17 protein-coding genes, 1 tRNA gene and 1 pseudogene are annotated in these 19666 nt (G+C 61.9%); 10 read left to right on the top strand and 9 right to left on the bottom strand.

The features are described 5' to 3' along the window. Positions 1-76: 76 nt before the first annotated feature. The 9 genes and pseudogenes from FJ941_RS05665 to FJ941_RS05625 all read left to right on the top strand — a co-directional run bounded on the left by FJ941_RS05665 (position 77) and on the right by FJ941_RS05625 (position 9553). The gene (locus FJ941_RS05665; RefSeq protein WP_140503964.1) at positions 77-1042 is read left to right on the top strand and encodes an ABC transporter permease; all 966 of its coding nucleotides are present in this window, start codon (positions 77-79) and stop codon (positions 1040-1042) included. After that, a complete protein-coding gene (locus FJ941_RS05660) occupies positions 1042-1941 on the top strand; it encodes an ABC transporter permease (protein WP_140503790.1) in 900 nt (299 codons plus the stop codon). The genes FJ941_RS05665 and FJ941_RS05660 overlap by 1 nt, the downstream gene beginning before the upstream one ends. Beyond that, positions 1941-3665 carry an ABC transporter ATP-binding protein gene (locus FJ941_RS05655; RefSeq protein ID WP_140503789.1) on the top strand — a complete coding sequence of 575 codons (1725 nt, stop codon included), beginning with the start codon at positions 1941-1943 and terminating at the stop codon, positions 3663-3665. The genes FJ941_RS05660 and FJ941_RS05655 overlap by 1 nt, the downstream gene beginning before the upstream one ends. 11 nt (positions 3666-3676) lie before the next feature. Beyond that, complete coding sequence (locus FJ941_RS05650; RefSeq protein ID WP_140503787.1) at positions 3677-5119, top strand: amidohydrolase family protein; 1443 nt, start codon at positions 3677-3679, stop codon at positions 5117-5119. A gap of 84 nt (positions 5120-5203) precedes the next feature. Beyond that, the gene (locus tag FJ941_RS05645) at positions 5204-5974 is read left to right on the top strand and encodes an aspartate/glutamate racemase family protein (RefSeq protein ID WP_140503785.1); all 771 of its coding nucleotides are present in this window, start codon (positions 5204-5206) and stop codon (positions 5972-5974) included. Then, positions 5971-6630, top strand: coding sequence for an ankyrin repeat domain-containing protein (locus FJ941_RS05640; protein WP_140503783.1), 660 nt, complete (start codon positions 5971-5973; stop codon positions 6628-6630). The genes FJ941_RS05645 and FJ941_RS05640 overlap by 4 nt, the downstream gene beginning before the upstream one ends. Positions 6631-6675: 45 nt before the next feature. Continuing rightward, positions 6676-7902, top strand: a complete 1227-nt coding sequence (locus FJ941_RS05635) for a cyanate transporter (RefSeq protein ID WP_140503782.1) — start codon at positions 6676-6678, stop codon at positions 7900-7902. 14 nt (positions 7903-7916) lie between these two features. After that, positions 7917-8249, top strand: a pseudogene (locus tag FJ941_RS05630) (IS481 family transposase); the annotation flags it as partial. Between the two features lie 140 nt (positions 8250-8389). Next, complete coding sequence (locus tag FJ941_RS05625; RefSeq protein ID WP_083882946.1) at positions 8390-9553, top strand: IS481 family transposase; 1164 nt, start codon at positions 8390-8392, stop codon at positions 9551-9553. Between the two features lie 38 nt (positions 9554-9591). Here the strand turns inward: FJ941_RS05625 and FJ941_RS05620 are convergent. After that, positions 9592-9667, bottom strand: a tRNA-Lys gene (locus FJ941_RS05620). Positions 9668-9917: 250 nt separating this feature from the next. Here FJ941_RS05620 and FJ941_RS05615 point away from each other — a divergent pair. Beyond that, positions 9918-10385: a BA14K family protein gene (locus FJ941_RS05615; protein ID WP_140503778.1), complete on the top strand. Its 468-nt coding sequence runs from the start codon at positions 9918-9920 to the stop codon at positions 10383-10385. Between the two features lie 48 nt (positions 10386-10433). Here FJ941_RS05615 and glpK read toward each other — a convergent pair whose 3' ends face one another. The 8 genes from glpK to glpD all read right to left on the bottom strand — a co-directional run bounded on the left by glpK (position 10434) and on the right by glpD (position 19628). Further along, positions 10434-11924, bottom strand: coding sequence for a glycerol kinase GlpK (gene glpK, locus FJ941_RS05610; RefSeq protein ID WP_140503777.1), 1491 nt, complete (start codon positions 11922-11924; stop codon positions 10434-10436). A gap of 91 nt (positions 11925-12015) precedes the next feature. Then, the gene (locus FJ941_RS05605; protein ID WP_140503775.1) at positions 12016-13740 is read right to left on the bottom strand and encodes an ABC transporter substrate-binding protein; all 1725 of its coding nucleotides are present in this window, start codon (positions 13738-13740) and stop codon (positions 12016-12018) included. 80 nt (positions 13741-13820) lie between these two features. Beyond that, the gene (locus FJ941_RS05600) at positions 13821-14108 is read right to left on the bottom strand and encodes a DUF2160 domain-containing protein (RefSeq protein WP_140503773.1); all 288 of its coding nucleotides are present in this window, start codon (positions 14106-14108) and stop codon (positions 13821-13823) included. A 1-nt stretch (position 14109) separates the two neighbouring features. Further along, entirely contained in the window at positions 14110-14928 is an 819-nt protein-coding gene (locus FJ941_RS05595) for a carbohydrate ABC transporter permease (RefSeq protein WP_245262239.1), read from the bottom strand. Between the two features lie 106 nt (positions 14929-15034). After that, positions 15035-15901 carry a sugar ABC transporter permease gene (locus tag FJ941_RS05590; protein WP_140503770.1) on the bottom strand — a complete coding sequence of 289 codons (867 nt, stop codon included), beginning with the start codon at positions 15899-15901 and terminating at the stop codon, positions 15035-15037. Further along, positions 15902-16969: an ABC transporter ATP-binding protein gene (locus FJ941_RS05585; protein ID WP_140503768.1), complete on the bottom strand. Its 1068-nt coding sequence runs from the start codon at positions 16967-16969 to the stop codon at positions 15902-15904. It lies immediately after the preceding gene. A gap of 10 nt (positions 16970-16979) precedes the next feature. Next, the gene (locus tag FJ941_RS05580) at positions 16980-18059 is read right to left on the bottom strand and encodes an ABC transporter ATP-binding protein (protein WP_140503767.1); all 1080 of its coding nucleotides are present in this window, start codon (positions 18057-18059) and stop codon (positions 16980-16982) included. 42 nt (positions 18060-18101) lie between these two features. Continuing rightward, the gene (gene glpD / locus FJ941_RS05575; protein ID WP_140503765.1) at positions 18102-19628 is read right to left on the bottom strand and encodes a glycerol-3-phosphate dehydrogenase; all 1527 of its coding nucleotides are present in this window, start codon (positions 19626-19628) and stop codon (positions 18102-18104) included. Positions 19629-19666 lie beyond the last annotated feature (38 nt).

Genomic DNA, 19666 nt, shown 5'->3' with positions numbered 1-19666 from the left:
CGCTTTTGCGCACGCCCACCGGCGGCCGGTGCAAATCCCATCCGGCTCGATCCGCGCTTCCTACAAGGTATTCCTGATGATCCGGGTTCTATCGGTAAGATTGCTTCAGGCCATCCTCGTGATGGCTGCCGTAACTGCCATCGCCTTCATCATGTTCCGCTTTGTCGGCGACCCTGTCGCCACAATGGTGCGTGAAGGAGCCAGCCAGGCCGAGAAGGACGCATTGCGCGCCACGCTCGGCCTCGACAGGCCGCTTCTGGTCCAGTTCCTCGGCTTCGTGGGGCGTGCGCTCCACGGCGATCTGGGAACGAGCTTTCGCTATCAGGAATCGGTCGTCAATCTTCTGTTGACCAGGCTTCCCGCAACGCTGGAACTGGTGGTGGTCGCGACCGTCATGTCGCTGGCCATCGGCATTCCGTTAGGGATCGTGTGCGCCTTGAGGCCGAACGGCTTCCTGTCGCGGCTGATCCAGTCGCTGTCGCTGGTCGGCATTTCGATGCCGACATTCGTTACCGGCCTGCTGCTGATCCTGATCTTCGCCGTCAACCTTCGCTGGCTCCCCTCATCCGGACGAGGAGACCTCGTCGATCTCGGCTTCTGGAAGACCGGCTTCCTGACGGCTTCCGGCCTGAAATCGCTGATCCTGCCGTCGATCACACTGGCCTTGTTCCAACTGACGCTGATCATGCGCCTGGTGCGCTCCGAGATGATCGACGTGCTGTCTTCGGACTATATCCGTTTCGCCTTCGCGCGCGGTCTGCCTCGCACCTACATTTATGGACGTCTGGCGCTGCGCAACGCATTGATGCCGGTCGTAACCGTCACGGGCCTGCAGATCGGCCAGCTCATCGCCTTCGCCATCGTCACCGAAACCGTCTTTCAATGGCCGGGCATGGGACTGCTCTTCACCAACGCCGTCAGTTATCCGGACATCCCGGTTCTTGCTGCGTATCTCCTCTTCGTCGGCTTCCTGTTCGTGCTGATTAACATGCTCGTCGACATGCTCTATGCCTTCATCGACCCCCGGCTGAGGACAAGATAATGGCGACGAATGCCACCCTGCTGCGCAGGCTTCCGCCCGTCTCGGTGATGATTGCCGGCCTGGTCCTGGCGACCATGCTGGTGCTGGTGATCTTCGCCCCGCTGATCGCGCCGATCGATCCGCGTGACGTCTCCTCCTATTCGCTGATCGACATGGAAATTCCACCTGTGTTCATGGACGGTGGCGATCCGCGCTTCCTGCTCGGCACCGACAACCAGGGGCGCGACCTGGTGTCGGTCATCTTGTTCGGGTTGCGCATATCTGTCCTGATCGGCGCCGGGGCGGTGCTGCTGGCCGCCGCGATAGGTGTGGCGCTCGGATCGATAGCCGGCTTTTTCGGCGGCATCATCGACAGCATCGTGATGCGGATCGCCGATGTCCTGGTCAGCTTCCCGACGATCCTCGTCGCGCTTCTGATCAGCGGCATCGCCCGCGCGCAACTAAGCGCCGAAACCGTGACGAGCTGGGCTCCGCTTATCCTGATCTTTGCGATCGCGATCAATGAATGGGTGCAATATGCGCGCACCGTGCGGGCATCCAGCATGGTGGAGATTTCCCGCGACTATGTGCGGGCCGCCAAGGTCATCGGCCTTCCGTCTGGCCGGATCATGATGCGCCACATCCTTCCCAATGTGATGAGCTCGGTGATGGTGATCGCCACCATCAACCTCGCCGGCGCTATCCTGACCGAAGCCACGCTGTCATTCCTGGGCGCGGGCATGCCGGCCACCTATCCCTCGCTCGGCACGCTGATCCGCATCGGCAACGAGTTCCTGTTCTCGGGTCTGTGGTGGATCGCCGTGATGCCCGCCATCGTGCTGGTGATTCTGGTTCTGGCCGTCAACGTGATCGGCGACTATCTGCGTGATCGCTTCAACCCCAAACTGATGACGAACTGATGGAAAACGCAATTTCGCCCGTCCTCGACATCCGGAACCTGCGGGTCGAATATCCGCTTGCCAACGGCAGCGTCCTCGCCGCGGTCGACGACATCGACCTGACGATCCAACCCGGCGAGATTCACGCACTGGTCGGAGAATCCGGGGCGGGAAAAACGACCGTCGGCAACGCGTTGATGGGTTTGCTGCAGGCACCGGGCAGGATTGCCTCGGGCGCCATCACCATAGCGGGCAAGCCAATCGACATCCGCACCGGCCGCACCAAGGGCATCATTCCAGGCCGTGACGTCGGCGCGATCTTCCAGGATCCGATGACCAGCCTGAACCCGCTTTTCACGGTTGAAAGCCAGTTGTGCGAGGGCATGCTGGCGCATCTGAAGATCGGCCGCGGCGAAGCCCGCGGCCGCGCACTCGACCTGATGAAGGCAGTCGGCATTCCCGAGCCGGAGCGCCGGCTTGGCAGCTATCCGCATCAATTGTCGGGGGGGCAGCGCCAGCGCGTTGTCATCGCCACCGCGCTCGCCTGCGGTCCCAGGTTGATTGTCGCGGACGAGCCGACGACGGCGCTCGACGTGTCGGTGCAGGCGCAGATCCTCAAGCTGATCCGCGATCTCGCCGATGACCGCCGCGTCGGTGTCCTGCTGGTGACCCACAATATGGGCGTGGTGGCGGAAATCGCCGACCGCGTGACGATCATGCAGAACGGTTGCGTGGTGGAAAGCGGGCCCGCGCGTGATGTGCTGGCCAAGCCGAAAGCACCTTATGCGCGCACGCTGATCGGAGCCGTTCCGCCGATCGACATCCGGCTCGAGCGCCTGCCGGTGCCGAGCGAGGAGACGAAAGCAACGCTGGAGGCGCGCCAGGCCGTGCGCAGCAAGAATACCGGCGGCGCCACAAGCGGCGGTGGTGAGGCCAAGCTGACGGTGCGAAACCTGTGCGTGGAGTACGGCCAGCGGTCCTTCATCCCGGGCCGCAGGGCATCGGTGTTCAAGGCTGTGAAGGACGTGTCCTTCGATGTGCGCCGTGGCGAAATATTCGGACTTGTGGGCGAGTCCGGCTGCGGCAAGACCACCGTCGCCAACACCATCGCCGGTCTTGTAACGCAGAGTTCGGGAACGATCGATTTTCAGGGCACGGCGCTTGGCGCGCGTCGCGACAAATCCGTTCGCCAGTCTCTGCAGATGGTGTTTCAGGATCCTTATTCGGCCCTCAATCCGAGGCTGCGGATCAACGCGGCCATCGCGGAACCGATCCTGTTCTACAAGCTCGCCTCGAACGCGGCGGAGGCGCGGCTGGATGCCGAGACGCTGCTGGAGGCGGTCGGGCTTCCGGGCGATGCGGGCACGCGGTTCGCCCACGCTTTTTCCGGCGGCCAGCGCCAGCGTATCGCGATCGCAAGGGCGCTCGGCCCACGGCCATCCCTGCTGATCTGCGACGAGCCGACCTCGGCGCTCGACGTATCGGTGCAGGCGCAGATCCTGAATCTGTTGAAGGACCTACGCGATCTCGCGGGCCTGTCGATGCTGTTCATCAGCCACGACCTCGCGGTGATACGTCAGATGTGCGACCGCGTCGCGGTGATGAGACAGGGCGAGATCGTCGAACTTGCGGACGCCGAAACGCTGTTTACCGCTCCCGCCCATGAATATACGCGGGAATTGCTGCGCCTCGCGCCCTCGCTCGACCGTGTCCTGTCCAGAGAAAATGCTCAAGCGAGCCTGTGAGAGATAGCAGCATGACAGATGTTCTGATCAGGGGCGGCACCGTCATTGCAATCGATCCCGAACGGCGGATCATCGCCAATGGCGCCGTCGCCATAAAAGGCGATCGCATTGTTGCTGTCGGCCGCGCGGAGGATGTGGCGACAGCCCATCCAGCGTGCAAAACGATCGATGCCACTGGGATGGCCATCATGCCCGGCTTCGTCGACAGCCATGCTCATGCCGGGCATGGGCTGATCAAGACGTTGGGCGGCGGACGCAGTGATCTCTGGTACCGGGCATGCCAAGGGGCCTACACGGTGGGCTCGACGCCGGAGTTCTGGCACGCGGAGGCGCAGCTTGCCGCGCTGGAGCGCCTGCGGTTCGGCGTGACGACCGGTGTGTCCCTGCTGGGTGGCGGCGATTCCGTCATGCGCACCGACGACCCGGCCTATGGCGATGCGCATATGGAGGGCGTGCTCGGCATCGGCACGCGTTCCGTCGTGGCCGTCGGCACGACGCGCCCGCCGCATCCCCTGACCTATGCGCGCTGGGAAGGCTCCAGCCGCACGGACTATCCGGTATCGTTCGACCAGCAGCTTGCCACTTCCCAACAGCTGGCCGACCGCTGGCATGGCACTCACGAGGATCGCCTGCATGTCGCCCTGCTGACGCCGACCGTGCATCAAGAGCATCTCGATGGTCCCGGCGCCGGGGATGCCATGGCGCAATCGCGAAAGGTCAAGCGGATCGCCGAGGAGCGCGGCCTGGTCTTCACCCAGGATGGTCATACCAAGGGCAGCGTGAAGATCGCCCGAGAGATCGGCGTTCTCGGACCGCGCACGCTGCTCTCGCATGCAACCGCTCTTACTCAAGAGGAAATCGCCATCTGCGCCGAGACCGGCACCAGCATCGTGCACAATCCCAGCGCGGTAGCCGCCATTCTGGCACGTTGCCCGGTGACCGAACTCCTGGACGCCGGCGTCACGGTCGCCATCGGCTCCGATGCGACCGCACCAGATCGCTCGGCGGATATGTTCCGCCACATGCAGCAATGCATGCACTACCACCGCACCTACTTCCACGACCCAAGCTGGCTTCCGCCGGGCAAGGCGTTGGAGATGTGCACCATCGACGGCGCGCGCGTGCTTGGGCTCGATCATGAGGTCGGATCGCTGGAGCCCGGCAAGAAGGCCGATGTGATCCTGGTCGACCTCCGACGTCCGCATCTCTACCCCGCGAACATGCCGGAATTCCGCGTCACCTATTTCGCCAATGGAAACGATGTCCACACCGTGCTGGTCGGCGGACGCGTGCTCTTGCGGGACCGCAAGCCCGTTCATGTCGATCAGGATGCCGTGCTCGATGCCGCGCAACGCGAGACGGAACTGATGATCGAGCGGCTGGGCCTGCGCGAGCTGCTCAGGACCCCCGCCAGGTTCTGGAGGCACAGCCGCGACACGGATCTGATCGAATAGGTCGATCTGGAGACGAAACAGGTCACCGGCGATCGCCGGCGGTTGCAACGCTCGTTCCGTCGGTCAGCCCTCAGGAATTATCGCATGACACGCATCGGCATTATCAATCCCAATTCGACAGCGTCGATGACGACGTCCATCGGTGCCGCGGCATCTCGGGCAGCGCAGGCAGGCACGGAAATCATCGTCATGCAGAACGAGAACGGACCTGCTTCGATCGAGGGCGCGATCGATGGCGCAATGGCGGTTCCGGGTCTTCTCGAGCGCATCGAACGCGCCGAGCAGGACGACGCCGTCGATGCCTATATCATCGCCTGCTTCGACGACACCGGGCTCGACGCCGCGCGTATGCTGACGCGCAAGCCCGTCATCGGCATAGGCGAGGCCGCGGCGCGTGTCGCGAGCATCATGGCGAGGCGCTTCACGGTCATTACGACCTTACCGGTTTCCATTTCCATTCTCGAGGACAATCTGGTCCGCTACGGCCTTTCGTCCTTCGCCACGGTACGGGCAAGCGGCATTCCGGTGCTGGCGCTGGAAGCGGACGGCGAGGCGGCATTGTCGATCATCGGCGCCGAGATTCGGGAGGCGCTCCGGGTGGATCGCGCCGACGCCATCGTCCTTGGTTGCGCCGGGATGGCCGACATGGCGAAGCGGCTGTCAGGCCTTCATTGCATCCCGGTGGTCGAAGGGGTTTCGGCGGCTGTCAGGCTTGCCGAGTTGCTTGTCGGTCTGGAATTGCACCCCAGGCCGCATGATTTCACCGCCTCCCGGCAGGGCAAGGCAGCGTCGTTCGCCGCGGCAAGGCATCCGAGTTCCGCAGCCAGCCTATCGAGGAGCTTGGCCGGATCATGAAGCGCAGAATTCTGCTGTGCGGGATCGCCGCCTGCATTCCATTGATCGCGTTGGGACAGACCATGAATGAGACGACACTTTATTCGGCGGCGGAACAGGACGACGTCGCCACGGTCAAGACGCTCGTTTCCAAGGGAGCCAGCATCGACGCGCGCGACGCAAACGGCCGCACGGCTCTTCTCGTCGCGATCCAGCGCAACAGGGTGGACGCCGCCAGGGCCCTGATCGAGGCCGGCGCTGACGTCAACGCCAAGGACAATATCAGCGACAGCCCATACCTTTACGCGGGCGCCCGCGGGCATATCGAAATCCTGAAGATGACGCTTGAGCACGGAGCCGACCTCAAGAGCACCAACCGTTACGGCGGCACCGCTCTTATTCCGGCATCCGAACGCGGGCATGTCGAGGCCGTCAGCATGCTGATTGAGGCCGGCGTCGATGTCGACCACGTCAACAAGCTCGGCTGGACCGCCTTGCTGGAGGCCATCATTCTGGCCGATGGCGGACCGCGTCATGTTGAGATCGTAAGCCGGCTGATCAACGCCGGCGCCGACGTCAATCTCGCCGACAAGGATGGCGTGACGCCGCTGCGGCACGCGCGCAAGAACGGCTACGTGCAAATGGTGAGCCTGCTGGAAAAGGCGGGCGCCAGATGAGCGGCATCGGCAAAGCCCGCACTGTACCAGAAGGTTAGGAAGACCATGTCGGGGACCACACAGCCTGCGGCCGGCAGGCAATGGAGTTTGCTTGTCCTGGTCGTATTGGTCGGAATCAACCTGCGTCCCTTCCTGACGGCGCCGGGGCCGATATTGGCCAATATCGTGGCCGACACCGGCATGGGCTACAGCAGCTTGGCCATGCTGACACTGCTGCCGATGCTGTTGATGGGTGTCGGTGCTTTTGTTGCACCAGGCATCCAGGCGGCTGTCGGGACACGCCGGGGCCTACTCCTGGCTCTTGCGGTGCTGACCTCGGGCTCGTTGATCAGGCTTGTCGCGACCGGCGGCCTGTCACTGATCCTGACAGCCGCACTTTGCGGGGCAGGGGTGGCCTTCATCCAGGCGGCCTTTCCGGGGATTATCAAGGCAAGATTTCCGGCAAGCACGCCTGCGGTGACCGGCCTCTATTCCTGCATGATCATGGGCGGCGGCGCACTCGGCGCGCGCCTGGCGCCCCAGCTTGTCAACAGTGGCTACAGCTGGCGTGCGGCACTGGCCTGGCTCGCCGTTCCCGCCGGCATCGCACTATGCGCGGCATTCCGCGTCCTGTCCGACGCCAAGGAGGCAAGGCCCGATCGCGCCTTGACCGGCCTGCTGCTGCGCCGCCCGCGGACATGGGCGCTGATGGCGGCATTCGGACTGGTCAATTCCGGCTATTCATCCATGGTTGCGTGGCTTGCACCCTATTACCAGGCGCAAGGGTGGAGCAGTGTTGCAAGCGGCAACCTCGTCGCCGTGATGGCCGTTTGCCAAGCGATCTCGGCCCTGGCGCTGCCGATACTTGCCCGCGCAAACGTTGACCGTCGACCCTGGCTCTTGCTGACCTTGTTTCTGCAGGCAGCAGGCTTTGCCGGATTGGCGTTCTTTCCGGCACAGTCGCCCATTCTCTGGGTTGGGATATGCGGCGCCGGCCTTGGTGGAAGCTTCTCGCTTGCGATCGTCATAGCCCTGGATCATTTGCCGCGACCGGAGCAGGCCGGCGCCCTGGCTGCGCTGATGCAGGGTGGCGGTTTCCTTATTGCGGCACTTGGCCCCTTTGCCACCGCTCTCTTGCATGACTGGAGCGGGAGCTTCGCCTCCGGATGGATCATGCATCTTGTCTGCGTGACGACCACAACATTCCTTTATCTGCGCTTCAATCCCAAAGGTTACGCCGAGATCATGAGGCCTGCGGGGAATTCGCCGGCTCCGTCCGCTGCGAGCCGCTGAACTCATCGGCGAAGTCTTGCGAGCGGCCGCATGAGGCGCTCGACATGAAGGCGCCAGCGGACCTGTACGCACCCTCTTCAAGAGCCTATGCCGGCTTGCAGGACTTGCACTACCCTTTCCACGACCGCGACATTCTCGTCACCAACTGCGGCCGCATCTGCATGCATAGGAAGAAAATCAACATCTCGCATGTGCTCGCCGGTCAACGGCTCGGCATCAAGGAAGTCGACGACGCCATTTGGCTCGTCTCCTTCATGAGCTATGATCTCGGGTACATCGACCTGGAGCAGAGAACCTTGCAGACCATCGACAATCCGTTCGGCACGAGATTGTCACCCATGTCTTAGGTACGAACTGTTACCCATGTCTCCGGGCCGTACACCCGATGCCCTTCCCGAGAGATGGGTGACAGTTCATTCCGGATAGATGGGTTACACTTTCGGCCCTTTGCAAGGAGAGCAAGGTGCCTTGGAAGGAGTGTAACGTCATGGACGAGCGGCTGAAGTTCGTCGCGCGGCTGCTGGACGGCGAGAAGATGGCCGTGCTTTGCCGTGAGTTCGATATCTCGCGCAAGACCGGCTACAAGATCCTCACGCGCTACAATGATAGCGGCTTGGAGGGGCTGACGGATCGATCGCGCCGGCCCTACCGCCATGCCAATCAGCTTCCGTTTCAAATCGAGAAGCTGATTGTGCGTCTGAAGCAAGACAAGCCGACTTGGGGTGCGCCGAAGATACGCGAGCGGCTGGCCCGGCTATATCCGGATGTGCACCGGCCCGCGATTTCGACCGTGCACGCCGTGCTCGACCGGCACGGCATGGTCGAGCACCGCAAGCGAAGGCGCAACAGGGCGACGGGAACACCGCTTTCCAACGGCTGTCGGCCCAACGATCTTTGGTGTGCCGACTACAAGGGCGAGTTCATGCTCGCCGATCGGCGCTATTGCTATCCGCTGACGATCACCGACTTCGCCAGCCGTTATCTCATCGCCTGCGAGGCGCTGTCGACCACGAAGGAAGCCTATGCCTTCACCGTGTTCGAAAGGGTTTTCAAGGAGTTCGGCCTGCCCAGCGCGATCAGGACCGACAATGGTGTTCCCTTCGCCAGCCCCAATGCGCTGTTCAACCTCAGCAAACTGTCGGTCTGGTGGCTGCGCCTGGGCATCGACATCGAGCGCATCAAACCGGGCTGCCCGCAGCAGAACGGGCGCCATGAACGCATGCACCTGACCCTGAAGAAGGAAACCACCAAACCGGCAGGCGCCAACTTTCTGCAGCAGCAGGCCAGGTTCGATGACTTCATCGACGAGTTCAACTCAGAACGCCCCCACCAGGCCCTCGGCATGGACTGTCCGGCAGAGCGTTACGCACCCTCAACGCGACCCTATGCCGGCCTGCCAGATCTCGATTATCCGTTTCACGACAAGGCTGTCATCGTCACTACCTGCGGCCGCATCTGCTATAACAGAAAGAAGATCAACCTCAGCCTCGTCTTCGCCGGCCAGAGCGTCGGCATCAAACAGGTCGAGGACCATATCTGGCTGGCTAGCTTCATGGACTATGATTTGGGATATTTCGACGATGAGACATGCAGGCTCGAACCACTCCAAAACCCCTTCGGGCCAAAAGTGTTACCCATGTCTCCGGTATAAACCGTAACCTATGTGTCCGGAACGGACCCTTGAGTTTTTGGTGAGCGCGATGGGATTCGAACCCATGACCTACTGATTAAAAGTCAGTTGCTCTACCGGCTGAGCTACGCGCTCCCGCGGGCTCGAAAAGGCCGCCCTCGAAATTGCGCGGAACATAGGGAGAGTGCCGCGACCGGTCAACCGGAAAAGATGGGTTCCAAACCCGCGCTTTGCCCTAAATCGCTGGCCCCTGCTTGTTCCCCGGGCTCTGGCGAGCAGCCAGGCAGTCGATCTCAGTCCGGCGGCCGCCAGCATGGGGAACAAATCCGACGCGCTATCGTTTTTTGCCAATGGGACGCCCGACAAACCTTTGCGGAGAATACCAATGAATAGAATCACAACGGGCCTGCTTGCCGCCACCCTCTCGGCCACATTCGTCGCGGCGGAGGTGGTGCCGGTCAACGCCCAGCCGAGCTACGTGCCATTATCCCAGGCGGCAATGCCGGATGTGCAGACAGTGCAGTACCGGGAGTGGAGGAGAAACCGCTCCTTCGACCGCAATTTCTCACGCAATCGCAGCTTTAGCCGCAACGGTGACATGTATTGGAATGGTCACCGCGGCTATCGTGAATATCGCCGCGGCTATCGCCGTCATGGCGACTACTGGTTCCCGCTCGCGGCCTTTGCGACTGGCGCCTTGATCACCGGCGCAATCGTCAACGAGAACAACCGCGTCTATGAAGGCAATGCCCATGTGCAGTGGTGCTACGACCATTATCGGAGCTACCGCGCCTCGGACAATACCTTCCAGCCGAACAACGGTCCTCGTCGGGAATGCCGTTCGCCTTACTGATGCGTGGTGTGAGTGGAAGGCCCGCGGCGGAACGGCGCGGGCCTTTCCTTATGCGCTCAGCGTCCTGCGCACGGCATCGCGCCAGCCTGCCAGCTTGGCGGATCGGATCGAGCTACCCATATCAGGCTCGAACCGTCGCTCAAGTGCCCAGCTTTTCGCGAACTCCCTCACCTTGGGCCACACGCCCGCCTTCGAGCCGGCGAGCCAGGCAGCCCCCAGCGCGGTCGTCTCCAGGATTGTCGGCCGGTCAACCGCCGCGTCGAGTATGTCGGCCAGGCGCTGCATGGTCCAGTCCGAAGCCACCATGCCGCCATCGACCCTGAGCACCGTCTTTGCCTTGGCGCCCTTCCAATCCTTGTGCATGGCGTCGAGTAGGTCGCGAGTCTGATAAGCGACTGATTCCAAAGCCGCTCGGGCGAACTCGGCCGGACCGGAATTTCGGGTTAGCCCGAAGATGGCGCCGCGCGCCCCGGCGTCCCAGTGCGGCGCGCCGAGCCCGACAAAGGCCGGTACCAGATAGACGTTCTGCGTCGGATCGGCTTCCGCCGCGAGCTTGCCGCTCTGCTCGGCTTTGCCGATGACTTTGATGCCGTCACGCAGCCATTGCACCGCGGCACCCGCAATGAAGATCGAGCCTTCAAGCGCATAAGTGGTCTTGCCGTTCAACCGGTAGGCGATGGTCGTCAAGAGCCGGTTCTTGGAGCGCACCAGATCGCTGCCGGTGTTGAGCAGCGCAAAACAGCCGGTGCCGTAGGTGGACTTCATCATGCCCGGTTCGAAACAGGCCTGGCCGATGGTCGCGGCATGCTGGTCGCCGGCAACCCCTAGGATTCTAATCTCGGTGCCAAACAAGTTGTTCTCTGTGATTCCATAATCATCCGCGCAATCCTTGACCTCCGGCAGCATCGCGGCCGGGATGCGCAGGATGGAAAGCAGTTCGTCGTCCCAGGCATTCTTCTCGATATTGTAGACCAGCGTGCGCGAGGCGTTGGTCGCGTCGGTGGCGTGCACCTTGCCGCCGGTCAGCCGCCAGATCAAAAAACTGTCGATGGTACCGGCCAGCAATTCGCCCTTCTCGGCACGTTTCCTCGCGCCCTTCACCTTGTCTAGCATCCAGGCGATCTTGGTGCCCGAGAAATAGGGGTCGAGCAGAAGCCCTGTCTTGCGTGTAAATTTCTTCTCCAGCCCCTGCTTCTTCAGCTTCTGGCACAGCGGTGCCGTGCGGCGGTCTTGCCAGACGATGGCGTTGTGGATCGGTTTGCCGGTTGCCTTGTCCCAGATGACGACGGTCTCGCGCTGGTTGGTGATGCCGATGGCGGCCACCTCCGAGGCGCTACGGCCGGCGGCCTTCAGTGCAGCCTTCACGGTGGTCATGACGCTTGCCCAGATCTCTTCGGGATCGTGCTCGACCCAGCCGGAGGCCGGATAGTGTTGGGCGAATTCCTTCTGCCCGCTGCCTACGACCTTCATCTTGCCGTCGAACAGGATCGCCCGGGTCGATGTCGTCCCCTGGTCGATCGCCAGCACAAAACCGCTCATTCCCGCATCCTCCGCCTTGACACAAAGAAGGGAGACGGCAACGCGCCGCCTCCCTCAATTCATACGGGCGCGAACGCCCGCATAGACCGTCTTACTTCTGCCAGCTCTTGACCAACTCGTCGTAATTGATGGTGACCGGCTTTTCCTTCTCGTTGTCCAGCTTCAGCTGCGGCGCGAGGTTGCCCTTCTTGACCGCGTCGGCATTCCAGTAAGCAAGGTCATGCTCTTCGGCCATCTTCGGACCGATATCGCCCTGGACACCCGACTTCTCTATTCGTTCCAGAACCTTCTCCTGATCGGCGCAGAGGCCATTCATGGCTTCCTGCGGCGACTTGGCGCCCGACGAAGCGTCACCGATGTTCTGCCACCAGAGCTGTGCCAGCTTCGGATAATCGGGAACGTTGGTGCCGGTCGGCGTCCACTGTACGCGCGCCGGCGAACGGTAGAACTCGATCAGGCCGCCGAGCTTGGGAGCGCGTTCGGTGAAACTCTTGTCGTGGATCGTGGAGTCGCGGATGAAGGTCAGACCGACATGGCTCTTCTTCACATCCACGGTCTTGGAGGTCACGAACTGCGCGTAGAGCCAGGCGGCCTTGGCGCGGTCGGTCGGTGTCGACTTCATCAACGTCCACGACCCGACGTCCTGATAGCCGAGCTTCATGCCGTCCTTCCAGTAGGAACCGTGCGGCGACGGCGCCATGCGCCATTTCGGCGTGCCGTCGTCGTTCATGACAGGCAGGCCGGGCTTGACCATGTCGGCGGTGAAGGCGGTGTACCAGAAGATCTGCTGCGCCACGTTGCCCTGCGCCGGAACCGGACCCGATTCAGAGAAGGTCATGCCTTGCGCCTCCGGCGGCGCATAAGCCTTTAACCAGTCGAGGTATTTCTGGATCGCATAGACCGACGCCGGGCCGTTGGTGTCGCCGCCGCGCGCCACGCATGAGCCGACCGGACGAGAGTTCTCGTCGACCTTGATGCCCCATTCGTCGACCGGCAGGCCGTTCGGCAGGCCCTTGTCACCGTTGCCGGCCATCGACAGCCAGGCGTCGGTGAAACGCCAGCCGAGCGATGGGTCCTTCTTGCCGTAGTCCATATGGCCATAGACTTTCTTGCCGCCGACGTCACGGCCGGTGAAGAATTCGGCAATGTCCTCGTAAGCCGACCAGTTGACGGGCACGCCGAGGTCATAGCCGTACTTGGCCTTGAAGTCGGCCTTGTTCTTTTCGTCATTGAACCAATCGTAACGGAACCAGTAGAGGTTCGCGAACTGCTGGTCGGGAAGCTGGTAGAGCTTCTTGTCCGGCGCCGTGGTGAATTTGGTGCCGATGAAGTCGTTGACGTCGAGCATCGGATCGGTGACGTCCTTGCCTTCGCCCGCCATCCAATCAGTCAGGTCGCGCACCTGCTGGTAGCGCCAGTGGGTGCCGATCAGATCGCTGTCGTTGACCCAGCCGTCATAAAGGTTCTGGCCGGTCTGCATCTGGGTCTGGATCTTCTCGACGACGTCGCCTTCCTGGATGACGTCATGCGTAACCTTGATGCCGGTGATGGCAGTGAAGGCAGGCGCCAGCACCTGCGATTCATACTGGTGGGTGGTCAAGGTTTCCGAGACGACCTTGATGTCCATGCCGGCAAACGGTTTGGCCGCATCGATGAACCACTGCATTTCCTTTTCCTGATCGGCGCGCGAGAGCGTCGAAAGAGGTCCTATCTCCTTGTCGAGAAAGGCTTTTGCCTCATCCATTCCGGCATAGGCGTGGCCCGCGCCGAGCAAAAGGGCAAGGGCTGTCGTTGATGTTAAAAATTGCCGTCGCATTGTGTCTCCTCCGAGTTTTTAAAAGGTTTCAAGTGCGAACTGGAGCGACCACCTACGGGCCGCTCCATCAGTATCCCCCTCTATACGTAGCGGAACACGCCAATTGCGTAGACCACAGAGAGAGCGAGAGCCCACCACAGGTTGGACCCAACCAGACCCAGCCAAGCGAGATGGATAAAGGCGCTGCCAAGCAGCGAAACGAAGAGGCGGTCGCCGCGCGTCGTCTCGAAGCGCAGCACGCCGATACGCGGATTGCCGCCGGGCGAGGCATATTCCCAGACACCCATGCCAAGCAAAAGCAGCGCGATGACGCTGAAGAACGCGGCCGTCGGCAAGGTCCACGCCATCCAGGAAAAGTCGAGGTTCATGTCAGACCCTCCCCAGGGCAAAGCCCTTGGCGATATAGTTTCGCACGAACCAGATCACGAGCGCGCCGGGGATCAGTGTCAAAACGCCGGCGGCTGCCAGCAGACCCCAGTCCATGCCCGAGGCCGACACCGTACGCGTCATGGTCGCGGCGATCGGCTTGGCATCGGTCGTGGTCAGCGTGCGGGCGATCAGCAGTTCGACCCACGAAAACATGAAGCAGAAAAAGCAGGCGACGCCGATGCCGCTGGCGATCAGCGGCATGAATATCTTGATGAAGAACCGCGGAAAGGAATACCCGTCGATATAGGCTGTCTCGTCGATTTCCTTCGGCACGCCCGACATGAAACCTTCCAGGATCCACACCGCCAGGGGCACGTTGAACAGGCAGTGCGCCAGCGCCACCGCTATGTGCGTGTCGATGAGGCCGAAGGCCGAGTAGAGCTGGAAGAACGGCAGCGCGAACACGGCCGGCGGCGCCATGCGGTTAGTCAGCAGCCAGAAGAACAGATGCTTGTCGCCAAGGAAGCGATAGCGCGAGAAAGCGTAAGCCGCCGGCAGGGCCACCGACACCGAAATCACCATGTTCATGACGACATAGGTGATCGAGTTGATGTAGCCGGAATACCAGGCCTTCTGCGTGAAGATGGTGACGTAGTTGGCGATCGTCGGTGCGTGCGGGTAAAGCGTCAGCGAGTTGACGATCTCGGCATTGGTCTTGAAGCTCATGTTGATGAGCCAGTAGATCGGCAGCAGCAGAACGATGATGTAGAGCGTTGGCACGATCCACCACCAGCGCGATTCCTCGCCGCGCCGGCGCATCCGCCTGTCGAGTTCGCTCTGTGACAGTGAACTGGCGAGCCCCCCTTCCGCGGGGGCGGTCCGGCTCATTGCATTGCGCTCGGTGCGTTCGTTGGCGCCAGCCATATCAGCGCTCCGCGTCGTAGTTGGTCATCACGGTGTAGAACACCCATGACAACAACAGGATGATGAGGAAGTAGACCAGCGACATTGCCGCCGCCGGACCAAGGTCGAACTGGCCGAGTGCCGTCTTGACGAGGTCGATCGACAGGAACGTCGTCGAGTTCCCCGGACCGCCGCCGGTGACGACGAAGGGTTCGGTGTAGATCATGAAGCTGTCCATGAACCGCAGCAGCACGGCGATCAGAAGCACGCGCTGCATCTTCGGCAACTGAATGTAACGAAACACCGCCCAGCGCGACGCACCGTCGATCTTGGCCGCCTGGTAGAATGCATCCGGGATCGAGACCAGGCCGGCATAGCAGAGCAGCACGACAAGGCTGGTCCAGTGCCAGACATCCATGATGATGATCGTCACCCAGGCGTCGAATGGATCCTGCACATAATTGTAGTCGATGCCGACCGCGTTGAGGTAGTAGCCCATCAGACCGATATCGCTGCGCCCGAACACCTGCCAGATGGTGCCGACCACGTTCCACGGTATCAGCAGCGGCAGCGACATCAGCACCAGGCAGACCGGCACGCCCCAGCCCTTTTTCGGCATGTTGAGCGCGATGAAGATGCCGAGCGGCACTTCGATGGCCAAGATGATGAAGGAAAAGATCAGGTTGCGAACCATCGCCTCCCAGAAGCGGCTGGACGAGAGCAGGTCTTCGAACCATTCGGTGCCTGCCCAGGTGAAGACATTGTTGCCGAACGTGTCCTGCACCGAATAGTTGACGACCGTCATCAGCGGGATGACCGCGGTGAAGGCCACCAGCACCAGCACCGGCAGCACCAGGAACCAGGCCTTGTTGTTCCAGGTCTTTTCCATCTACGCCCCCATCTCGACGCGCCAGGAATCGGCATAGATGTTGATGCCGGCCGGGTCGAACCGCACCTTTGGTTCGGCGGGTACGGTTTCGTCCTCGCCGATGACCGCCGCGATGTCGCGGCCTTCCAGCTTGGCGCGCACCACCTTGTGGCGGCCGACATCCTCGACCTTGGTGATTGAAACCGCCATTCCATCGCGGCCGAGCCGCACATATTCCGGGCGGATACCAAGCTCAACCGCGCCTCTGCCCGCCTTCGGTACTCCAGGCAATTCGATCCGTTGCGAGCCGAGCGTCGCAGTCCTGCCTTCGATTGCCACCGGCACGACATTCATGCCTGGCGATCCAATGAAATAGCCGACAAAAGTGTGACGCGGCCGCTCGAACAGTTCCGCCGGCGTGCCGATCTGCACGATGCCGCCATCATACATCACCACCACCTGGTCGGCGAAGGTCAGCGCCTCGGTCTGGTCGTGCGTGACATAGACCATCGTGTAACCGAAGCGGCGGTGGAGCTGTTTCAACTGCGAGCGCAGCACCCATTTCATGTGCGGATCGATGACGGTCAGCGGTTCGTCGAACAGGATGGCGTTGACGTCCGAGCGCACCAGCCCACGGCCGAGCGAGATCTTCTGCTTCTGATCGGCGGTCAGGCCCCTTGCCTTCCTTTTCGCCCACGAGGCGAGGTCGATCATGTCGAGCGTCTCGCGCACCTTGCGGTCGACATCTGGTTCCGGCACGCCGCGATTGCGCAGCGGGAAGGCCAGGTTGTCGTAGACGGTCATGGTGTCGTAGATGACCGGGAACTGGAACACCTGCGCGATGTTGCGCTCCTGCGTCGACAGTGTGGTCACGTCCCTGCCATTGAACAGCAACTGGCCGTGCGAGGGGTGAAGCAGCCCCGATATGATGTTGAGCAGCGTGGTCTTGCCGCAGCCGGACGGCCCAAGCAGCGCATAAGCACCGCCATCCTCGAAAATGTGGTGCACTTCGCGTAGCGCGAAATCGGCATCCGTGCGCGGGTTCGGCAGATAGGAATGCCTGACATGGTTGACGTCGATGCGTGCCATATCGCCCCTCCTAAGCCGCCAGCTTCGGCGCGGTCACGGCATGGCCGTGCTCGTCGAAGACCATGATGTGACGCGGGTCGATGAACACCTCGACCACCGCGTCGGTCTCGAAATCCCTGATGCCGTGGGTCAACATCACCCAGCGGGCATCGGCAAAGTCGAGATGGATGAAGCTCTCGGACCCGGTGATTTCGGTGATGGTGACCTTTGCCCGCACCGGCACCGCGGAGACATTGGGCCGATCGAGCGAAAGATGGTGCGGCTGGAAGCCGATCGTATAGTTCGTATCGGCGATGCCGACGAGTTCCGCCGGCACCGGCAGCTTGACCCCGCCCTCGAGCAGAAAATCCGCCCCCTTTTTGGCCAGCACGATGGTGTTGAGCGGCGGATCGGCAAAGGTCCTGGCCGTCACCAGATCGATCGGTTTGCGGAATACGTCGATGGTCGGCCCGAACTGGGTGATGCGGCCTTCCGACAGCGTTGCCGTGTTGCCGCCGAGCAGCAGGGCTTCATGCGGCTCGGTGGTGGCATAAACGAAGATGGTGCCGGCGGCGGCAAAGATCCTTGGCAGTTCCGCCCGCAATTCCTCGCGCAGCTTGTAGTCGAGATTGGCAAGCGGTTCGTCGAGCAGCACCAGGCTGGCATTCTTGACGATGGCACGCGCCAGCGCTGTGCGCTGCTGCTGGCCGCCCGACAGGCTGAGCGGCGTGCGGTCGAGATAGGGGGTCAGTTTGAGGAGTGCCGCCGCTTCGCGCACTTGGCTGTCGATCTTGCGCTGCTCGACGCCGGCCACCCTGAGCGGTGAGGCGATATTGTCATAGACGGTCATCGCCGGATAGTTGATGAACTGCTGGTAGACCATGGCGATTTTGCGCTTCTGCACCGGCGTGCCGGTGACATTCTGGCCGTCGAACCAGACCGAGCCGGAAGTCGGTACATCGAGGCCGGCCATCAGCCGCATCAGGCTGGTCTTGCCGGAAAGCGTGGGCCCGAGCAATACGTTAAGCGAGCCGTGCTGAAGCGTCAGCGACACGTCGCGGATGTGCTCGACCGCACCGACCGTCTTGGTGACGTTCCTCAGTTCCAGCATGACGCCTCCTCCCAGGCTTTCAGCATCAGCTCAAAACCTTCTTCATTCAGCAGCCGCGACATGCCGTCGGCTTATGCCGCGCATAAATTCATCGAGCGATGCCACCTGCTCGCGGCCGAGATGCAGGCCGCGCTTGGTCCTGCGCCATAGTACATCTTCAGCTGTGATAGCCCATTCGTTTTCGACGAGGTAACGTATCTCGGCCTCGTAGAGATCGGCACCGAAATTGCGGCCCAGATCGGCATTCGATTTGGCCAGGCCCAGAAGAACCTGCGCTCGCGTGCCGTAAAGCCGGGTCAGCCGGCGGGCCAGGCGTGCGTCGAGGAACGGATAGGCCGATTTCAGCTTCGTCACCTGCGCATCGAAACCGGTGGCGGGAAAATCGCCACCTGGCAGCGGCGCATCTGATGTCCACGGCTTGCCGCGCTTGCCGAGAAACCCTTCGATCTTCTCCAACATCGATTCCGACAGCCGGCGATAGGTGGTGATCTTGCCGCCAAACGCGTTGACCAACGGCGCGGCGCCCTCGCCGCCTTCGGCCTTCAGCACATAATCGCGTGTCGCTTCCTGCGCCTTGGAGGCGCCGTCATCATAGAGCGGACGCACGGCCGAATAGGTCCAGACGATGTCCGAGAGCTTGACCGGAACCGCGAAATACTCGCTGGCCGCGGCACAGAGATAATCGGTCTCTGTGTCGCTGATCTTCACATCATGCGGATCGCCGGGATAATCCTGATCGGTGGTGCCGATCAGCGTGAACTCGTCCTCGTAGGGAATGGCGAAGATGATGCGGCCATCCTTGTTCTGGAAGAAATAGGCGCGCGGATCGTCGAACTTCTTGGCGATGACGATGTGGCTGCCCTGCACGAGGCGAACATTGTGAACGTCATTCTGCCCGACGACGCCGGACAGCACGTGGTCGACCCAAGGACCCGCCGCATTGACCAGCAACCGGGCCTTGACCTCTTCGGTCTCGCCGGTCTGCAGGTTCTCGATCTTTATCGTCCAGATGCCGCCTTCGCGGCGGGCTCCAATCACTTTCGTGCGGGTCCGGATCGTTGCGCCCCGGTCAGCGGCGTCACGTGCATTCAGCGCCACCAGCCGCGCATCGTTGACCCAGCCGTCGGAATATTCGAAAGCCCTTTTGAACAAAGGTTTCAAAGGCTTACCGGCCGGGTCGCTCGTCATGTCGAGCGTCCTGGTCGCCGGCAGCAATTTGCGCCCGCCAATGTGGTCGTAAAGGAAAAGGCCAAGCCGGATCAACCAGGCGGGGCGCAGGCCCTTGGCATAGGGCAGCACGAAGCGCATCGGCCAGATGATGTGCGGCGCGTTCTTCCACAGAACCTCGCGCTCCATGAGCGCCTCGCGCACCAGGCGGAATTCGTAGAATTCGAGATAGCGCAGCCCGCCATGGATCAGCTTGGTCGAGCCGGACGAGGTTCCACTGGCGAGATCGTTCATCTCGGCGAGAAAGACCGAAAAACCGCGCCCAGCGGCATCACGGGCGATGCCGCAACCGTTGATGCCGCCGCCTATGACGAAAATGTCCCGGACTGAAGATGTGTCCACTTAGCTCCTCCACGATTTCGCATTGCACCATTTTGGGT

Source organism: Mesorhizobium sp. B2-3-13 (assembly GCF_006442195.1).
Classification (GTDB): Bacteria; Pseudomonadota; Alphaproteobacteria; order Rhizobiales; family Rhizobiaceae; genus Mesorhizobium; species Mesorhizobium salmacidum.
This window is presented reverse-complemented; position numbering and strand designations above follow the sequence as displayed.

Excerpts from the sequence above, each read along its gene's own strand:
- FJ941_RS05665 (WP_140503964.1), top strand. The coding sequence starts at position 77 with ATGATCCGGGTTCTATCGGTAAGATTGCTTCAGGCCATCCTCGTGATG.
- FJ941_RS05660 (WP_140503790.1), top strand. The coding sequence starts at position 1,042 with ATGGCGACGAATGCCACCCTGCTGCGCAGGCTTCCGCCCGTCTCGGTG.
- FJ941_RS05655 (WP_140503789.1), top strand. The coding sequence starts at position 1,941 with ATGGAAAACGCAATTTCGCCCGTCCTCGACATCCGGAACCTGCGGGTC.
- FJ941_RS05650 (WP_140503787.1), top strand. The coding sequence starts at position 3,677 with ATGACAGATGTTCTGATCAGGGGCGGCACCGTCATTGCAATCGATCCC.
- FJ941_RS05645 (WP_140503785.1), top strand. The coding sequence starts at position 5,204 with ATGACACGCATCGGCATTATCAATCCCAATTCGACAGCGTCGATGACG.
- FJ941_RS05640 (WP_140503783.1), top strand. The coding sequence starts at position 5,971 with ATGAAGCGCAGAATTCTGCTGTGCGGGATCGCCGCCTGCATTCCATTG.
- FJ941_RS05635 (WP_140503782.1), top strand. The coding sequence starts at position 6,676 with ATGTCGGGGACCACACAGCCTGCGGCCGGCAGGCAATGGAGTTTGCTT.
- FJ941_RS05625 (WP_083882946.1), top strand. The coding sequence starts at position 8,390 with ATGGACGAGCGGCTGAAGTTCGTCGCGCGGCTGCTGGACGGCGAGAAG.
- FJ941_RS05615 (WP_140503778.1), top strand. The coding sequence starts at position 9,918 with ATGAATAGAATCACAACGGGCCTGCTTGCCGCCACCCTCTCGGCCACA.
- glpK (WP_140503777.1), bottom strand. The coding sequence starts at position 11,924 with ATGAGCGGTTTTGTGCTGGCGATCGACCAGGGGACGACATCGACCCGG.
- FJ941_RS05605 (WP_140503775.1), bottom strand. The coding sequence starts at position 13,740 with ATGCGACGGCAATTTTTAACATCAACGACAGCCCTTGCCCTTTTGCTC.
- FJ941_RS05600 (WP_140503773.1), bottom strand. The coding sequence starts at position 14,108 with ATGAACCTCGACTTTTCCTGGATGGCGTGGACCTTGCCGACGGCCGCG.
- FJ941_RS05595 (WP_245262239.1), bottom strand. The coding sequence starts at position 14,928 with ATGCGCCGGCGCGGCGAGGAATCGCGCTGGTGGTGGATCGTGCCAACG.
- FJ941_RS05590 (WP_140503770.1), bottom strand. The coding sequence starts at position 15,901 with ATGGAAAAGACCTGGAACAACAAGGCCTGGTTCCTGGTGCTGCCGGTG.
- FJ941_RS05585 (WP_140503768.1), bottom strand. The coding sequence starts at position 16,969 with ATGGCACGCATCGACGTCAACCATGTCAGGCATTCCTATCTGCCGAAC.
- FJ941_RS05580 (WP_140503767.1), bottom strand. The coding sequence starts at position 18,059 with ATGCTGGAACTGAGGAACGTCACCAAGACGGTCGGTGCGGTCGAGCAC.